General features: G+C 67.1%; 16 protein-coding genes. 12 read left to right on the top strand and 4 right to left on the bottom strand.

Going from position 1 to position 12,588, the window contains the following annotated elements:
• Positions 1–3 precede the first annotated feature (3 nt).
• The gene (locus IE191_RS08180; protein WP_191323883.1) at positions 4–255 is read left to right on the top strand and encodes a GlsB/YeaQ/YmgE family stress response membrane protein; all 252 of its coding nucleotides are present in this window, start codon (positions 4–6) and stop codon (positions 253–255) included.
• Positions 256–333: 78 nt separating this feature from the next.
• Here IE191_RS08180 and nadB read toward each other — a convergent pair whose 3' ends face one another.
• Positions 334–1,926 carry an L-aspartate oxidase gene (nadB, locus tag IE191_RS08175; RefSeq protein WP_191323882.1) on the bottom strand — a complete coding sequence of 531 codons (1,593 nt, stop codon included), beginning with the start codon at positions 1,924–1,926 and terminating at the stop codon, positions 334–336.
• Between the two features lie 232 nt (positions 1,927–2,158).
• Between nadB and IE191_RS08170 the strand changes: the two genes are divergently transcribed.
• The gene (locus IE191_RS08170) at positions 2,159–2,347 is read left to right on the top strand and encodes a hypothetical protein (RefSeq protein ID WP_191323881.1); all 189 of its coding nucleotides are present in this window, start codon (positions 2,159–2,161) and stop codon (positions 2,345–2,347) included.
• Positions 2,348–2,476: 129 nt separating this feature from the next.
• Here IE191_RS08170 and IE191_RS08165 read toward each other — a convergent pair whose 3' ends face one another.
• The gene (locus IE191_RS08165) at positions 2,477–3,430 is read right to left on the bottom strand and encodes an ABC transporter ATP-binding protein (RefSeq protein ID WP_191323880.1); all 954 of its coding nucleotides are present in this window, start codon (positions 3,428–3,430) and stop codon (positions 2,477–2,479) included.
• A 95-nt stretch (positions 3,431–3,525) separates the two neighbouring features.
• On the opposite strand from IE191_RS08165, the gene IE191_RS08160 reads away from it, so the two are divergent.
• The 8 genes from IE191_RS08160 to IE191_RS08125 all read left to right on the top strand — a co-directional run bounded on the left by IE191_RS08160 (position 3,526) and on the right by IE191_RS08125 (position 9,494).
• A complete protein-coding gene (locus tag IE191_RS08160) occupies positions 3,526–3,747 on the top strand; it encodes a zinc-finger domain-containing protein (RefSeq protein ID WP_191323879.1) in 222 nt (73 codons plus the stop codon).
• Between the two features lie 63 nt (positions 3,748–3,810).
• Complete coding sequence (tldD, locus tag IE191_RS08155; protein WP_191323878.1) at positions 3,811–5,253, top strand: metalloprotease TldD; 1,443 nt, start codon at positions 3,811–3,813, stop codon at positions 5,251–5,253.
• An 86-nt stretch (positions 5,254–5,339) separates the two neighbouring features.
• Entirely contained in the window at positions 5,340–5,762 is a 423-nt protein-coding gene (locus IE191_RS08150; RefSeq protein WP_229815191.1) for a hypothetical protein, read from the top strand.
• A gap of 65 nt (positions 5,763–5,827) precedes the next feature.
• The gene (locus IE191_RS08145; RefSeq protein WP_191323876.1) at positions 5,828–6,382 is read left to right on the top strand and encodes a GNAT family N-acetyltransferase; all 555 of its coding nucleotides are present in this window, start codon (positions 5,828–5,830) and stop codon (positions 6,380–6,382) included.
• A 199-nt stretch (positions 6,383–6,581) separates the two neighbouring features.
• Complete coding sequence (gene ispG, locus IE191_RS08140; RefSeq protein ID WP_191323875.1) at positions 6,582–7,724, top strand: flavodoxin-dependent (E)-4-hydroxy-3-methylbut-2-enyl-diphosphate synthase; 1,143 nt, start codon at positions 6,582–6,584, stop codon at positions 7,722–7,724.
• Positions 7,721–8,311 (top strand): hypothetical protein, encoded by a 591-nt coding sequence (locus IE191_RS08135; protein WP_191323874.1) that lies wholly within the window; start codon positions 7,721–7,723, stop codon positions 8,309–8,311. Before ispG ends, IE191_RS08135 begins: the two co-directional genes overlap by 4 nt.
• On the top strand, positions 8,308–8,784 hold the full coding sequence (locus tag IE191_RS08130; protein WP_191323873.1) for a GNAT family N-acetyltransferase: 477 nt from the start codon (positions 8,308–8,310) through the stop codon (positions 8,782–8,784). Before IE191_RS08135 ends, IE191_RS08130 begins: the two co-directional genes overlap by 4 nt.
• 65 nt (positions 8,785–8,849) lie before the next feature.
• A complete protein-coding gene (locus IE191_RS08125) occupies positions 8,850–9,494 on the top strand; it encodes a murein L,D-transpeptidase catalytic domain-containing protein (protein ID WP_191323872.1) in 645 nt (214 codons plus the stop codon).
• A gap of 7 nt (positions 9,495–9,501) precedes the next feature.
• Here IE191_RS08125 and IE191_RS08120 read toward each other — a convergent pair whose 3' ends face one another.
• Positions 9,502–9,690: a DUF1674 domain-containing protein gene (locus IE191_RS08120; RefSeq protein ID WP_191323871.1), complete on the bottom strand. Its 189-nt coding sequence runs from the start codon at positions 9,688–9,690 to the stop codon at positions 9,502–9,504.
• A gap of 71 nt (positions 9,691–9,761) precedes the next feature.
• On the opposite strand from IE191_RS08120, the gene IE191_RS08115 reads away from it, so the two are divergent.
• Together IE191_RS08115 and IE191_RS08110 are read left to right on the top strand one after the other, a co-directional pair.
• Entirely contained in the window at positions 9,762–11,039 is a 1,278-nt protein-coding gene (locus IE191_RS08115) for an RsmB/NOP family class I SAM-dependent RNA methyltransferase (RefSeq protein WP_191323870.1), read from the top strand.
• A gap of 40 nt (positions 11,040–11,079) precedes the next feature.
• Entirely contained in the window at positions 11,080–12,021 is a 942-nt protein-coding gene (locus IE191_RS08110; protein ID WP_191323869.1) for a cation diffusion facilitator family transporter, read from the top strand.
• Positions 12,022–12,325: 304 nt separating this feature from the next.
• Here IE191_RS08110 and IE191_RS08105 read toward each other — a convergent pair whose 3' ends face one another.
• Entirely contained in the window at positions 12,326–12,526 is a 201-nt protein-coding gene (locus IE191_RS08105) for a hypothetical protein (protein WP_191323868.1), read from the bottom strand.
• Positions 12,527–12,588 lie beyond the last annotated feature (62 nt).

Below are 12,588 nucleotides of genomic sequence, written 5' to 3'. Positions count from 1 at the left end.
TTCATGCGGGATATCCTTTCGATGCTGCTGTCGGGGCTGCTGGTCGGCATAGCCGCCCGCTTCCTCTATTTCGGCACGGTGGAAATGAGCCTGGCCCGGACCATTCTGCTCGGCATTGGCGGTGCACTCGTGGCCGGGCTGGCATCCAGCCTGGCCGGGCGGGGCACGGTCAGCGAAGGCTTCAACCGCGCCGGCTGTCTCGCCTCGATCCTGGGGGCGATGCTGCTGATCTTCCTTGGCCGGCACTTCTGGTAAGCCGGCCAGGCCGGATTTGCGGCACCGAGCCGGTGCCACACCCAAATTGCGTCAAGGCGCATTTGCCCAAGCGGATGCTCAGTCCGGCACCAGGATGGTCTCGCGCGCGGCGGGCTGGGCCTGGGGGAAATCCTGGTTGTAGTGCAGTCCCCGGCTTTCGCGCCGCGCCCGGGCGCTCTGCACGATCAGGTCTGCCGCCTGGAGCAGGTTGCGCAGCTCGATCAGGTCGGCCGTGACGCGCACGTTGCCATAGTATTCGGCCACTTCGCTTTGCAGCAGGGCAATGCGGTGGGCGGCGCGCTCCAGCCGCTTGTTGGTCCGCACGATGCCGACGTAGTTCCACATGAAGCGGCGCAGTTCGGTCCAGTTCTGCTTGATCACCACGTCTTCGTCGGAATCGGCCACGCGGCTTTCGTCCCAGCCGCGCACTTCGGGGGGCGGTGAGAACGCATCCCACGACGCCAGGATGTCGCGCGCGGCGGCATCACCGAACACGAAGCATTCCAGCAGGCTGTTGGACGCGAGGCGATTGGCGCCGTGGAGCCCGCTTTCCGAACACTCGCCCACGGCATAGAGCCCGGCAAGATCGGTGCGCCCGGCCAGGTCCACCAGCACCCCGCCGCAGGTGTAGTGCTGGGCCGGCACCACCGGGATCGGCTCGCGCGTCATGTCGATGCCAAGGCCGAGCAGCCGCTCGTAGATGTTGGGAAAGTGGCTGCGAACGAAGTCTGGATCCTTGTGGCTGATGTCGAGGTGGACATAGTCCAGCCCCAGCCGCTTGATCTCGTGGTCGATGGCGCGGGCAACGACGTCGCGCGGGGCCAGTTCCTCGCGCGGGTCGAAGCGCGGCATGAAGCGCTCGCCGCCGCCGGGAAAGCCCGGCGGGATTTTCAGGTGACCGCCTTCGCCGCGCACCGCTTCGGTGATCAGGAAGTTCTTGACCTCCAGGTTGTAGAGGCAGGTCGGGTGGAACTGCATGAATTCCATGTTGGATACGCGGCATCCCGCGCGCCAGGCCATGGCGATGCCGTCTCCGGTGGCGCCGCGCGGGGCCGTGCTGAACAGGTAGGTGCGCCCCGCGCCGCCGGTGGCCAGGATCGTGGCGCGCGCCGTCAGGCATTCCACCTTGCCGGTCGCGGCGTTGAGCGCATAGCAGCCCCACACCCGCCGATCGCCCTTGGGGTGTGCGCGATGGCGGTCGGTCACCAGGTCGATCGCCACCATGTCGGGCTTGAGCGTGATATTGGGGTGAGCCATGGCGGCGCGGATCAGCGCCTGCTGCACGGCCGCGCCCGTGGCATCGTCCACGTGCACGATGCGGCGGTGCGAATGGCCGCCTTCGCGGGTGAGGTGCAGGCTGCCGGCTTCTTCGTTGAATGGCACGCCGATCTGCGCCAGCCGGGCGATCGCCTCGGGGGCGTGCTCCACCACATATTCCACGGTCTCGCGGCGGTTGAGGCCGCAACCGGCGATCATCGTGTCGCGCACGTGATCCTCGAAAGTGTCACCTTCGTCGAGTACCGCAGCGATACCGCCCTGCGCCCAGGCGGTGGAGCCGCCATCGAGCCGGCCCTTGGCCAGCACCATGACGCGGCAGCGCTCGGCCAGCACCAGCGCGGCGGTCAGCCCCGCTGCGCCCGAGCCGATGATGAGAACGTCGTGCCCGCTCATGGCCGGGCCGGGGTGCGAGAGAAGAGGGTCAGGGTGTTCACGCCCGCCTCTTTGCCCGCGCCGGTCTGCTTTGAAAAGCCATTTGGCGGCGTATCCGCCCCTATGGGTGCCCGCCCTTGGGCGTGGTCCTATAACTTATGATATAAAATTAGGATAATTTCACTTCCTGTTTTCCGAACAGAATGTTAGAGGCGATGGCCTAACCAAAGTGCCTTCGGAGTCGGGCGGAAAAATGATGTTCGGTCGTGTCCTGTGCCTGTTCAACCGCCATCGTCCGCGACGTGACAAGGTCACATGGGATGGGTTCAACTACCATTCCGAATGCGCTCATTGCGGCAAGCGCATCTATCGTCGCCAGGGCGGCGGCTGGCGCGCCGTGCGGGTTCTGCTGATCGAGGGTGAAGGCACGCAAGGCCGCTGATTCCAAAGCGATTGCCAGGCACAAAAACGGGGGCTGGCCCATGCGTGGCCCAGCCCCCGTTTTCATGATCTGTCGTCAATGGTTCGCCGCTTGGCGCTCACCGCTCGACCTGGCTAGGCCCATTCCCGCTCACGCGGCGGCGGTAAGGCTCACGAACACGTCTTCCAGGTCCGCCTCGCGGGTCGAGACATCGAGGATATGCACGCCCAGGGCCTGGATCAGGCCCAGCACTTCGCCCGCGTTGCTACGATCCTTGTCGTACGTGATCTCCACCTGTCTTTCGTTAAGGGTGGACTTGACGAACGCCGGATGCTGCGGCGCTTGGGCCAGCGGCTTGTCCAGCGTCAGCACCACGACCTTCTCGCGCGCCATGCCGACGAGTTCGCGGGTCGGCTTGTTGGCGATCAGGCGCCCGTGGTTGATGATCGCGATGCGGCTGCATAATTGCTCCGCCTCTTCGAGGTAGTGCGTGGTCAACACCACGGTAACGCCGCCGGCGTTGAGTTCGCTCACCAGTTCCCACAGCTGGCGGCGCAGTTCCACGTCCACCCCGGCGGTCGGTTCGTCCAATACCAGGATCGGCGGGGTGTGGACCATGGCCTTGGCGATCAGCAGGCGCCGCTTCATGCCGCCCGACAGCGAGCGGGAATAGGCCTTGGCCTTGTCTGCCAGGTGGACCGCGCGCAGCAGTTCCATCGAGCGGCGCAAGTGCTTGGGCACGCCATAGAGCCCGGCTTGGATGTCGAGCACTTCGATCGGGGTGAAGAACGGGTCGAACACGATTTCCTGCGGCACGATGCCGATCGCGGCCTTGGCGTTGCGCCGGTCCGCGTCGATGTCGTGGCCCCAGATCTCGACGCTGCCCGACGTCTTGAGCACGAGGCCGGCGAGCGTGTTGATCAGCGTGGACTTGCCCGCGCCGTTGGGGCCGAGCAGGCCGAAGATCTCTCCGCGCGGCACGTCGAAGCTGACCCCTTCCAGCGCCAGCTTGGCCGGCGCCTTGCCGGTGGCGGCATAGCGCTTGACCAGATCGCGGATGCGAATGGCGGGTTCGGTGACGGTTTCGGCAGCAGGGGCGTTCATGGCGCGCTTCCTGCCTCCACTTGGCGTCAAGGTAAAGGCTTCAATCGGGCAAAACGGCAATTGTGCGGCGCGGCGCCATTTGCTAGGCGGCGGGCATGATCCAGCCACCCGAAACGATCTACACCGATGCCACCCGCGTGAGCTGCGACGGGTCGAACGGCATCCGCTCCACCGGCGCATTCAAGCCTTCGGCTCTCGGCCATCCGCGCGTGTGGATGGAAATCGACGAGAAGGGCTATGTCGAATGCGGCTATTGCGACAAGCGCTTCGTGCTGCGCGGCGGCCCCGCCGATACCGGCGAAACCCAGGCCGCCTGATTTTGCGCTGCGATCCGCCCGCTGGCGCTGGCCAGCGGCGTGGGTGATGCCTATATCGGCAGGATGACGCTTTCTGCCGACACCCGCTCGCTGCTCTATCGCCCCGGCCTGCTCACTCCCGATGACGCCCAGGCTCTGGTGCGCGGCGCCCTTGGCGCTTGCGACGATGGCGAGCTGTTCCTGCAATTCGTGGCCAGCGAAAGCTTCGGCTTTGACGATGGGCGCCTGAAGACCGCCGACTATTCGCGCGATGCCGGGTTCGGCCTGCGCGGTGTTTCGGGCGAGATGACCGGCTTTGCCCATGCCAACGAGGTTTCGGCCGCCGCCATTGCCCGTGCGGGGGAAACGCTCAAGCTGCTCGATCCCGCCAAGGGGCAGCCGGCGCCGCCGCCGCGCCACAACAACCGCCATCTCTACACTGATGCTTCGCCGCTCGATGCCGTGCCGTTCGAGGCCAAGGTGCGCCTGCTGGAGCAGATCGACGCGGCCGCGCGTGCCCGCGATCCGCGCGTGGTGCAGGTTTCGGCCTCGCTGTCGGGTTCGTGGTCGGTGGTCGAAGTGGTCCGCGCCGATGGCTTTTTCGCGCATGACGTGCGCCCGCTCGTGCGGCTCAACGTTTCGGTCGTGGTCGAAGACAATGGGCGGCGCGAAACCGGTTCGTTCGGCATCGGCGGGCGCCGGCTCTATGACGATCTGTTCCTGCCCGAAACTTGGCAGCGCGGCATCGACCAGGCGCTGCACCAGGCCATCACCAACCTGTCTGCCGTGGCGGCGCCTGCGGGCGAGATGACCGTGCTGGTCGGCCCCGGCTGGCCCGGCGTGCTGCTGCATGAAGCGGTCGGCCATGGCCTGGAAGGCGATTTCAACCGCAAGGGCACCAGTGCCTTTTCCGGCCGCATCGGCCAGCGCGTGGCGGCGCCAGGGGTGACTGTGGTGGACGACGGCACCCTGCTGGGCGTGGGTGGCCAGGGCCGGCGCGGCTCGCTGTCGATCGACGATGAAGGCACGCCGACCCAGGAAAACGTGCTGATCGAGGACGGCATCCTCAAGGGCTATATCCACGATCGGCTCAACGCCCGGCTGATGGGGGTGGAGCCCACCGGCAACGGCCGCCGCGAAAGCTATGCCCATGCGCCGATGCCGCGCATGACCAACACCTTCATGCGCGGCGGCAACGACGATCCGACCGAACTGCTTTCGCGCGTCAAGAACGGCATCTTCGCCAAGTCGTTCGGCGGCGGCCAGGTGGACATCACCAGCGGCAAGTTCGTGTTCACTTGTACCGAGGCCTATCTCGTAAAGGACGGCAAGATCGGCGACCCGATCAAGGGCGCCACGCTGATTGGTGATGGGCCGACTGTGCTGACCCGCGTGACCGGCATTGGCAACGATTTCGCGCTCGACGAAGGCGTGGGCATCTGTGGCAAGGGTGGGCAGAGCGTGCCCGCCGGTGTCGGCCAGCCCAGCCTGCTGGTCGAAGGGCTGACGGTGGGCGGCACGGGCTGACGCCGATTTTTCAGGTGGAGTTCACCCAGTCCGTGATAATGTCCTGGCCAAGGATGAGAACCACCGGAATGAAGAGGCGAATCATGATGAAGCAGGCAAGAATGCTGGCTCTTTCGCTCGCCATCGGCAGCCTGGCGTTGACCGGGGCCATGGCGCAGGCCAAGCCCAGGCTGACTCCGCAGCAGGAACTGGACAAGCGCCTGGAAGGCCGCGTTCCGGGCAATCCGGTGGATTGCATCTACATGCCCACCGTGTCCGGCACGCAAGTCTTCGACAAGACGGCGATCGTCTACGACTCGGGCCGCACGCTCTATGTGCAGAAGCCGCGCACCGGCCTCGAATCGCTGCGCAGCGACGATATCCTGGTGACCCGGCTGACCGGCTCGCAGCTTTGCGCGATCGATACCGTGCAGTTGCGCGATCGCACCAGCGGCTTCTGGCGCGGGTTCGTCGGGCTGGACAAGTTCATTCCTTACACCAAGCCCGACAAGGTGGCCCAAGCCGACTGAGGGGCGCAGTGACCGCCGGGAACGACTGGTAGCAATTGCCGCCGGGCCGCTTTATGCAGCCCGGCATGACCACGCCCGATCCTGCCAAACTGCGTCTTGCCACCCCCGACGATGCCCTGCCGCTGGCAGCGCTTGCCCGCCGCGCGATTTCCGCCAAGTTCGAGCACCTCTATGCGCCCGAGGACTATGCCGCGTTCATGGAAGAGGCGCATAGCGATGCGGTGACCGCGCGCCAGATCGCCGATCCCGGCATGCGCGTGGCGGTGATCGAGGAAGACGGGCGCCTGGTGGCATTCTGCAAGCTGGTGCTCGACAGCACGCTGCCGCGCGAATTCAGCAACCCGCAGCGCCCGCTGGAACTCAAGCAGCTCTACACCGATCCCGATCGCGTCGGCGGCGGGCTGGGGCGCCGGCTGATGGACTGGGCGATGGAAGTGGCGCGCGATCGCGGCGCGGACGAGATCCAATTGACGGTCTATAGCGACAACCCTGGGGCGCAGCGCTTCTACCATCGCTTTGGCTTTGAAAAGATTGCCGATATCGAATTCTGGGTGGGCAACCACTGCGATCCGGAATTTCTCTACGCCTGCAAGAGCCCGTTCCGAAAGTCGGGCGGCTGAGGACTGGCGAGGGATTTTGGGTCACCACAAGAAGGCTGAGAGCCTAGCGATGCTGGAAGCATCGTGGCGAAAAGCCGACGCCGTGGTGGCGCAAAAGACCCGCCAGGCCGACCCGCAGGACTTTCGGATCGGGCTCTAATCTTTGACGGCCTTCGTGCCGGGTGGCGCTCGGCCCTGGCTGCGGGTATAAGCCCGGATCATGAGCGAGATCCGTCCCTGGCGCACCATCGTGCGCCGCCAGAGCCGCCAGATCATGGTCGGCAGCGTCCCGGTCGGTGGCGATGCCCCGATCACCGTGCAGACCATGACCAACACCCCCACGGAAGACGCGGTGGCAACGATCGACCAGATCCGCCGCTGCGAGGATGCCGGGGCAGACCTGATCCGCGTTTCCTGCCCCGACGTGGCCAGCACGGCGGCGCTGGGCAAGATCGTGAAGGCCTCGCGCATTCCGATCATCGCCGACATCCATTTCCACTACAAGCGCGCGCTCGAAGCAGCAGACGCCGGCGCGGCCTGCCTGCGCATCAACCCCGGCAACATCGGTTCGGCCGATCGTGTGGCCGAAGTGGTGCGCGCGGCCAAGGCCAACGGCTGCGCCATCCGCATCGGCGTGAACGGTGGCAGCCTGGAACGGCATCTGCTGGAAAAGTACGGCGAGCCCTGCCCGGAAGCGCTGGTGGAATCCGCGCTCGACCATATCAAGCTGCTGCAAGACCACGATTTCCACGAATACAAGGTGGCGGTGAAGGCCTCCGACGTGTTCCTGGCGGTTTCGGCCTACATGGGCCTGGCCGAGGCGGTCGATTGCCCGCTGCACCTGGGCATTACCGAAGCGGGTGGGCTGATCGGCGGCACGGTGAAATCGGCCATCGGCATCGGCAACCTGCTCTGGGCGGGGATCGGCGATACCCTGCGCGTCTCGCTTTCGGCCGAGCCGGAAGAGGAAGTGCGCGTCGGCTTTGAAATCCTCAAGAGCCTGGGCCTGCGCACGCGCGGGGTGCGCGTGGTTTCGTGCCCGAGCTGCGCACGCCAGGGTTTCGACGTGATCCGCACGGTCGAAGCGCTCGAAGCCCGCCTGCAACATATCAAGACGCCGATTTCGCTCTCGGTGCTCGGTTGCGTGGTCAATGGCCCCGGCGAGGCGCGCGAGACCGACATCGGCCTGACTGGCGGCGGCAACGGCAAGCACATGGTCTATCTTTCGGGCGTGACCGACCACACCGTGCAGTCCGAAGAGATGCTGGACCACATTGTTGCCCTGGTCGAAGCCAAGGCGGCGGAAATGGAAGCGGCCGCCGATGCCGCGGCGGCCGCCAAAGTGGGCGAACCCGCCGAGTGAGGCACGCCGCGCTGGTGCTGGTTGCGCCGCTGCTCCTGGCGGCCGCGCCCGGCTTTGATGACGCCGCGTTCCAAGCCGGCATGGCCCGGTTCGAGGCGGGGGATGCCGGCCTCGATGCCAAGGCCTTGCGCTGGCAGAACCGCGCGCGGCTGGGTGGTTCGGTGCCGGAGTGGGATCAGGCCAAGGCGGCCTGGACCGCGCTGGAGCGCGATCCGGCACGCAGCCTGGCCATGGCGCAGGCGCAGCGCGCGATCGATCCGCTCAATCTCAATGCGCTGTACCTTGAAGAACAGGCCCTGTCCCGGCTGGGGCGGGCCGAGGCGGCGCAGCGGCGCCATGCCCAGATCCTGATCCTGTTGCGCGGCATCACCGGCGGGCAGCCGGGCACCGCGCCAAACGCCGCGTGGAACGTGGTGAGCGCGGCGGAAAAGGACACCGCGCTCGCGCTGCTGGGCTTTACCGTCACCGCCGAGGACACGCGGCGCGAAGGCGGCCATGCCTATGCCATCGTCACGGCCACGCCGCCAACGGGTGGCGCGGCGATGACCATCTGGATCGCGGTGGATGCGCTGGTGGGCGCACCGTGACCAGTACCGTCCGCCCGGCCGTGCCGGCAGACCTGCCGCTGATCGCGCAGTTGATCCGCGATCTGGCCGATTATGAAAAACTGTCCCACGAAGTGCGCTTCGACGAAGCCACGCTGGGCGAGCATGTGTTCGGCCCGCGCCCGATGGCCGAAGTGCTGATTGCCGAGCAGGATGGGCAGGGGCAGGGCTTTGCCTTGTTCTTCCACAATTTCTCTACGTTCGAGGGCAAGCCCGGCATCTATCTGGAAGACCTCTATGTGCGGCCCCAGGCGCGCGGCACCGGGCTGGGCAAGGCCTTGCTGCAACGCCTGGCGGCGCTGGCGGTGGAGCGCGGCTGCGCGCGGCTGGAATGGTCGGTGCTGGATTGGAATGCGCCGTCGATCGCGTTCTACCGGTCACTCGGCGCGCGGATGATGGACGAATGGCGGATCATGCGGGTAGACGGCGCTGCGTTGCAGCAAATGGGGCAGTGAAACAGGGTTGATTCGTGATAACCCTGTTCAGCATTCACCCATGAAAACCATGGCATGATGGAAAAATGAAACAGCATCGGTCCATTCTTGCCGGCAAGGGGCTTTCCCGACGCGGCCTGCTGGGCGGCGCCGTGGTCGCTGGCGCGGCCAGCCTGGCGCCGCGCGTCTTTGCCCAGGCCTGGTCGATGCCGGCGCAGCATCGCCGCGTGCTCGACGTGGCGGCGCAGCAGCGCGACCGCGTTGCGAACCTGCTGTGGCACACCGACGTGGTGGGCGTGGCCGACTTCGCGCTGCCCTCGTCGTTGCCGCGCTTTCACTTCGCCAATCTGGAAGCCGGCCGGGTCGATTCGATCCTGGTCTGCCACGGGCGCGGGTCAGACCCCGAGCACGACGGCTTCCTCAAGTTCTTTTCCAACCAGATCAACAGCCTGGCCACCTCGCGCGGCGCCTTCGTCACCAACGAATGGTATCGCGGCAAGTACGGCAGTTCGATCCGCCTGACCGGCGTGGACCCGGACAACAACATGGCCCAGGACCGCGCCATCGTGGTGCACCCGGCGTGGTACGCCAATGCCGACATGCTGGCTAAATGGGGCAAGCTCGGCCGCAGCGATGGTTGCTTTGCGCTGCCCGAGGCCGATTTCAACCAGGCGCTATGGCGCCTCGCGGCAGGCCGGCTGATCTACGCCGACAGACTGCCGCAAGTGTAATCGTCTTTCAAAAATCGATCGCGATGCCGTTCTTTTCCCAATCGCCATAACGGGTTGGGTCAAGGCCATCGGGATCGTCGCCGCGTTCCACCACGCGCGGGGCGGGGGCGGGGGTGTCGGTCCAGTGGGCGGGCTTGGCAAAGGGCGCGGGGCGCTGCGTCGCGCGCTGCCGGTTGGCGGGGAGCGGCTGTTCCATGACGCGGCCATGCGCCTTTGTCACCGCGCGCGCAATTGCCAAATGGGGCATAAGGCGCGATAGGCGCGGGGATGGCCCCTAACCACAAGACCGAAGAAACCCCCGGCGTCCCCGCGCGCCGCGCCGCCCTGCGCCTGCTCGATGCCGTGCTGCGCCGGGGCGATCCGCTGGACCAGGTCGCGCCGCCGGTGTTGCGCGCGATCGAGCGGGCCGATGACCGCGCGCTGGCGCTGGCCATCGTGCAGGAAGCGTTGCGCTGGCTGCCCGATCTCGATGCCCTGATCGACAGCGCCACGCAGACCGTGCTGCCCGACGATGCCAAGGCGCGCGCCGTGCTGCAACTGATGCTGGCGCAGGCCCTGCGCCTGGGCCTGCCGCCGCATGCGGTGATCGCCACTGGCCTGCCACTGCTGATGGGCGGGCCGCGCCGCCTGGCCCATGGCGTGTTCTCTGCGCTGCTCAAGCGCGGGGCGGCGCTGCCCGAGGCGCCGACTTTGCCCGCCGCCGTGGCGCAGCGCTGGGATGCGGCCTGGCCTGGCCGCACCGCCGCGATTCCCGCCGGCCTCGCCACGCCGCCGCCGCTCGACCTCACCCTGCGCGATCCGGCGCAGACCGCGCACTGGGTGCAGGAACTGGGCGGCATTTCGCTGCTGCCCGGCCATGTCCGCCTGCCGCGCGGCCAGGCGGTGGAGCGCTTGCCTGGCTATGGCGAAGGCGCCTGGTGGGTCCAGGATCTCGCCGCCAGCCTGCCTGCGCGACTGCTGGGTGCCGGGGCAGGGCGCCGTGTGCTCGATCTCTGCGCCGCGCCGGGGGGCAAGACCATGCAACTGGCCGCCGCCGGCTGGACGGTAACCGCGCTCGACAAGTCCGCCCGGCGCCTGGAGCGGCTGAGCGCCAACCTCGCGCGCACCGGCCTGGCGGCAGACGTGGTGCAGGGCGACGCGCTCAAGTGGCAGCCGGATGATATGTTCGACGCCGTGCTGCTCGATGCGCCGTGCAGCGCCACCGGCACCTGCCGCCGCCATCCTGACGTGCTGCACCGCCTGGCCGCGATGGACGATCTGACGCAGTTGCAGGCGCAGATGCTGGTCCGTGCGGCCGATTGGCTGCGTCCCGGCGGCACGCTGGTCTATGCCACCTGCTCGCTCGAACCCGCCGAGGGCGAAGCGCAGGCCATGGTCTTTACTGCGCTGGCACCCACCCCGATCGGCGCGAATGAACTGCCGGCGGGGATTGCCCCGACCGCGCAGGGCTGGCTGCGCAGCGATCCGGGCATGTTGGCCGATGCCGGCGGTATCGACGGGTTCTTTGCCGCGCGCTGGCGCAAGGCTGATCGGGATGGCTGGTAATTCATTTTGCGCAGGCGCGGTTAGCCGGTAAGCCCGCGCCATGTCTGCCGGTCACCATCATCACGATCACGATCATGCCCATGGGCACCATCACCATGGGCCGGGCCACAGCCATGCCCCCGCCAGCTTCGGCCGCGCCTTTGCCCTGGGCATTGCGCTCAACACCGCGTTCGTGGTGGTGGAAGGCGGCTATGGCATTGTCAGCGGCTCGATGGCGCTGGTCGCCGATGCCGGGCACAACCTGTCAGACGTGCTCAGCCTGTTCATGGCCTGGGGCGCCAGCGTGCTGACGGCACGCCCGCCGCAGGGGCGCTTTACCTATGGCTTCAAGTCCAGCTCGATCCTGGCCGCGCTGGGCAATGCCGCTCTGCTGCTGGTGGCGCTGGGCGCGATCCTGGTGGAAAGCCTGCGCCGGCTGATGCAGCCAGAGGCCGTGGCGCCCGGCCCGGTGATGATCGTGGCGGCGATCGGCATTGCCATCAACACCTTCACCGCCCTGCTGTTCATGCGCGGCAGCAAGCACGACATCAACTTGCGCGGCGCCTATCTGCACATGGCCGCCGATGCCGGGGTTTCGGCCGGTGTCGTGCTTGCGGGCTTGGCCATGGCGCTGACCGGGTGGACCTGGATCGATCCGGTGGTCAGCCTGGCGATCGTGGCGGTGATCGCCGTGGGCACCTGGGGCCTGGCGCGCGATTCGCTCAAGCTGGGGCTTCAGGCGGTGCCGCCGGGGATCGATCCGGCCAAAGTGGAAGCGGCCCTGGCGGCCCTTCCCGGCGTGGCACGGGTCCATGATCTGCACATCTGGCCGATGAGCACCACCGAAACCGCCCTGACCGCGCACCTGATCATGCCCGGCGGCCATCCCGGCGACGCCTTTCTCGCCAAGTTGGGGCATGATCTGGAACACGATTTCGGCATCGGCCACACCACCGTGCAGGTGGAAACCGACGACTGCGGCGGCTGCTCGCTGGAGGTTTAGGTCGCTGGCCGAGTGGGCAATCGCATCGGCGCGGGAATGGCCGGGATTGGTGGGAAGCCCCTTTGGCTCAAACCACTGAGCGGGACCCCGGGTCAAGTCCGGGGTGACGTTAAAACATGAAGATCAAAAAACTTTCTCGTCACCCCGGACTTGATCCGGGGTCCCGCTTTGACGTTGAACGGCAAAATTCCCGGTACGCAATTCGGCGCGCGCTGTCCATGCGGGCCTAACCCAAATTGGGGTCATGCGGCGGCACACGGCCCCGGAGCAGGGGAAAGTTGCCACCTGAAAGTGGCCGCACCGCCTAAGGCTTGGCTGGCGCGCTTGCTTCGGCGGGGACGGTAGCATCGACCAGTGGCGGCGGGGCCGGGCGGCTGTCGAGCATGGCGGCGGCATCGTCGAGCGCGCGCGCTTCGCCCCGGGTCACGCCGCCGGGGCCGGGGTCGCTGTCTTGCTGGCAGGCGGCCAGCGACAGCACGAGGAGGAGCAGGGCAATCTGGCGCATGGCAGGCTGGCGCGAAGGGCGGCTGCCCCTCGCGCCATGGCTTGCTTACATCTTGGGCGCGT

The sequence above is a fragment of the Novosphingobium pokkalii genome (genome assembly GCF_014652855.1).
GTDB lineage: Bacteria > Pseudomonadota > Alphaproteobacteria > Sphingomonadales > Sphingomonadaceae > Novosphingobium > Novosphingobium pokkalii.
This window is presented reverse-complemented; position numbering and strand designations above follow the sequence as displayed.

Excerpts from the sequence above, each read along its gene's own strand:
- IE191_RS08180 (WP_191323883.1), top strand. The coding sequence starts at position 4 with ATGCGGGATATCCTTTCGATGCTGCTGTCGGGGCTGCTGGTCGGCATA.
- nadB (WP_191323882.1), bottom strand. The coding sequence starts at position 1,926 with ATGAGCGGGCACGACGTTCTCATCATCGGCTCGGGCGCAGCGGGGCTG.
- IE191_RS08170 (WP_191323881.1), top strand. The coding sequence starts at position 2,159 with ATGATGTTCGGTCGTGTCCTGTGCCTGTTCAACCGCCATCGTCCGCGA.
- IE191_RS08165 (WP_191323880.1), bottom strand. The coding sequence starts at position 3,430 with ATGAACGCCCCTGCTGCCGAAACCGTCACCGAACCCGCCATTCGCATC.
- IE191_RS08160 (WP_191323879.1), top strand. The coding sequence starts at position 3,526 with ATGATCCAGCCACCCGAAACGATCTACACCGATGCCACCCGCGTGAGC.
- tldD (WP_191323878.1), top strand. The coding sequence starts at position 3,811 with ATGACGCTTTCTGCCGACACCCGCTCGCTGCTCTATCGCCCCGGCCTG.
- IE191_RS08150 (WP_229815191.1), top strand. The coding sequence starts at position 5,340 with ATGAAGCAGGCAAGAATGCTGGCTCTTTCGCTCGCCATCGGCAGCCTG.
- IE191_RS08145 (WP_191323876.1), top strand. The coding sequence starts at position 5,828 with ATGACCACGCCCGATCCTGCCAAACTGCGTCTTGCCACCCCCGACGAT.
- ispG (WP_191323875.1), top strand. The coding sequence starts at position 6,582 with ATGAGCGAGATCCGTCCCTGGCGCACCATCGTGCGCCGCCAGAGCCGC.
- IE191_RS08125 (WP_191323872.1), top strand. The coding sequence starts at position 8,850 with ATGAAACAGCATCGGTCCATTCTTGCCGGCAAGGGGCTTTCCCGACGC.
- IE191_RS08120 (WP_191323871.1), bottom strand. The coding sequence starts at position 9,690 with ATGGAACAGCCGCTCCCCGCCAACCGGCAGCGCGCGACGCAGCGCCCC.
- IE191_RS08115 (WP_191323870.1), top strand. The coding sequence starts at position 9,762 with ATGGCCCCTAACCACAAGACCGAAGAAACCCCCGGCGTCCCCGCGCGC.
- IE191_RS08110 (WP_191323869.1), top strand. The coding sequence starts at position 11,080 with ATGTCTGCCGGTCACCATCATCACGATCACGATCATGCCCATGGGCAC.
- IE191_RS08105 (WP_191323868.1), bottom strand. The coding sequence starts at position 12,526 with ATGCGCCAGATTGCCCTGCTCCTCCTCGTGCTGTCGCTGGCCGCCTGC.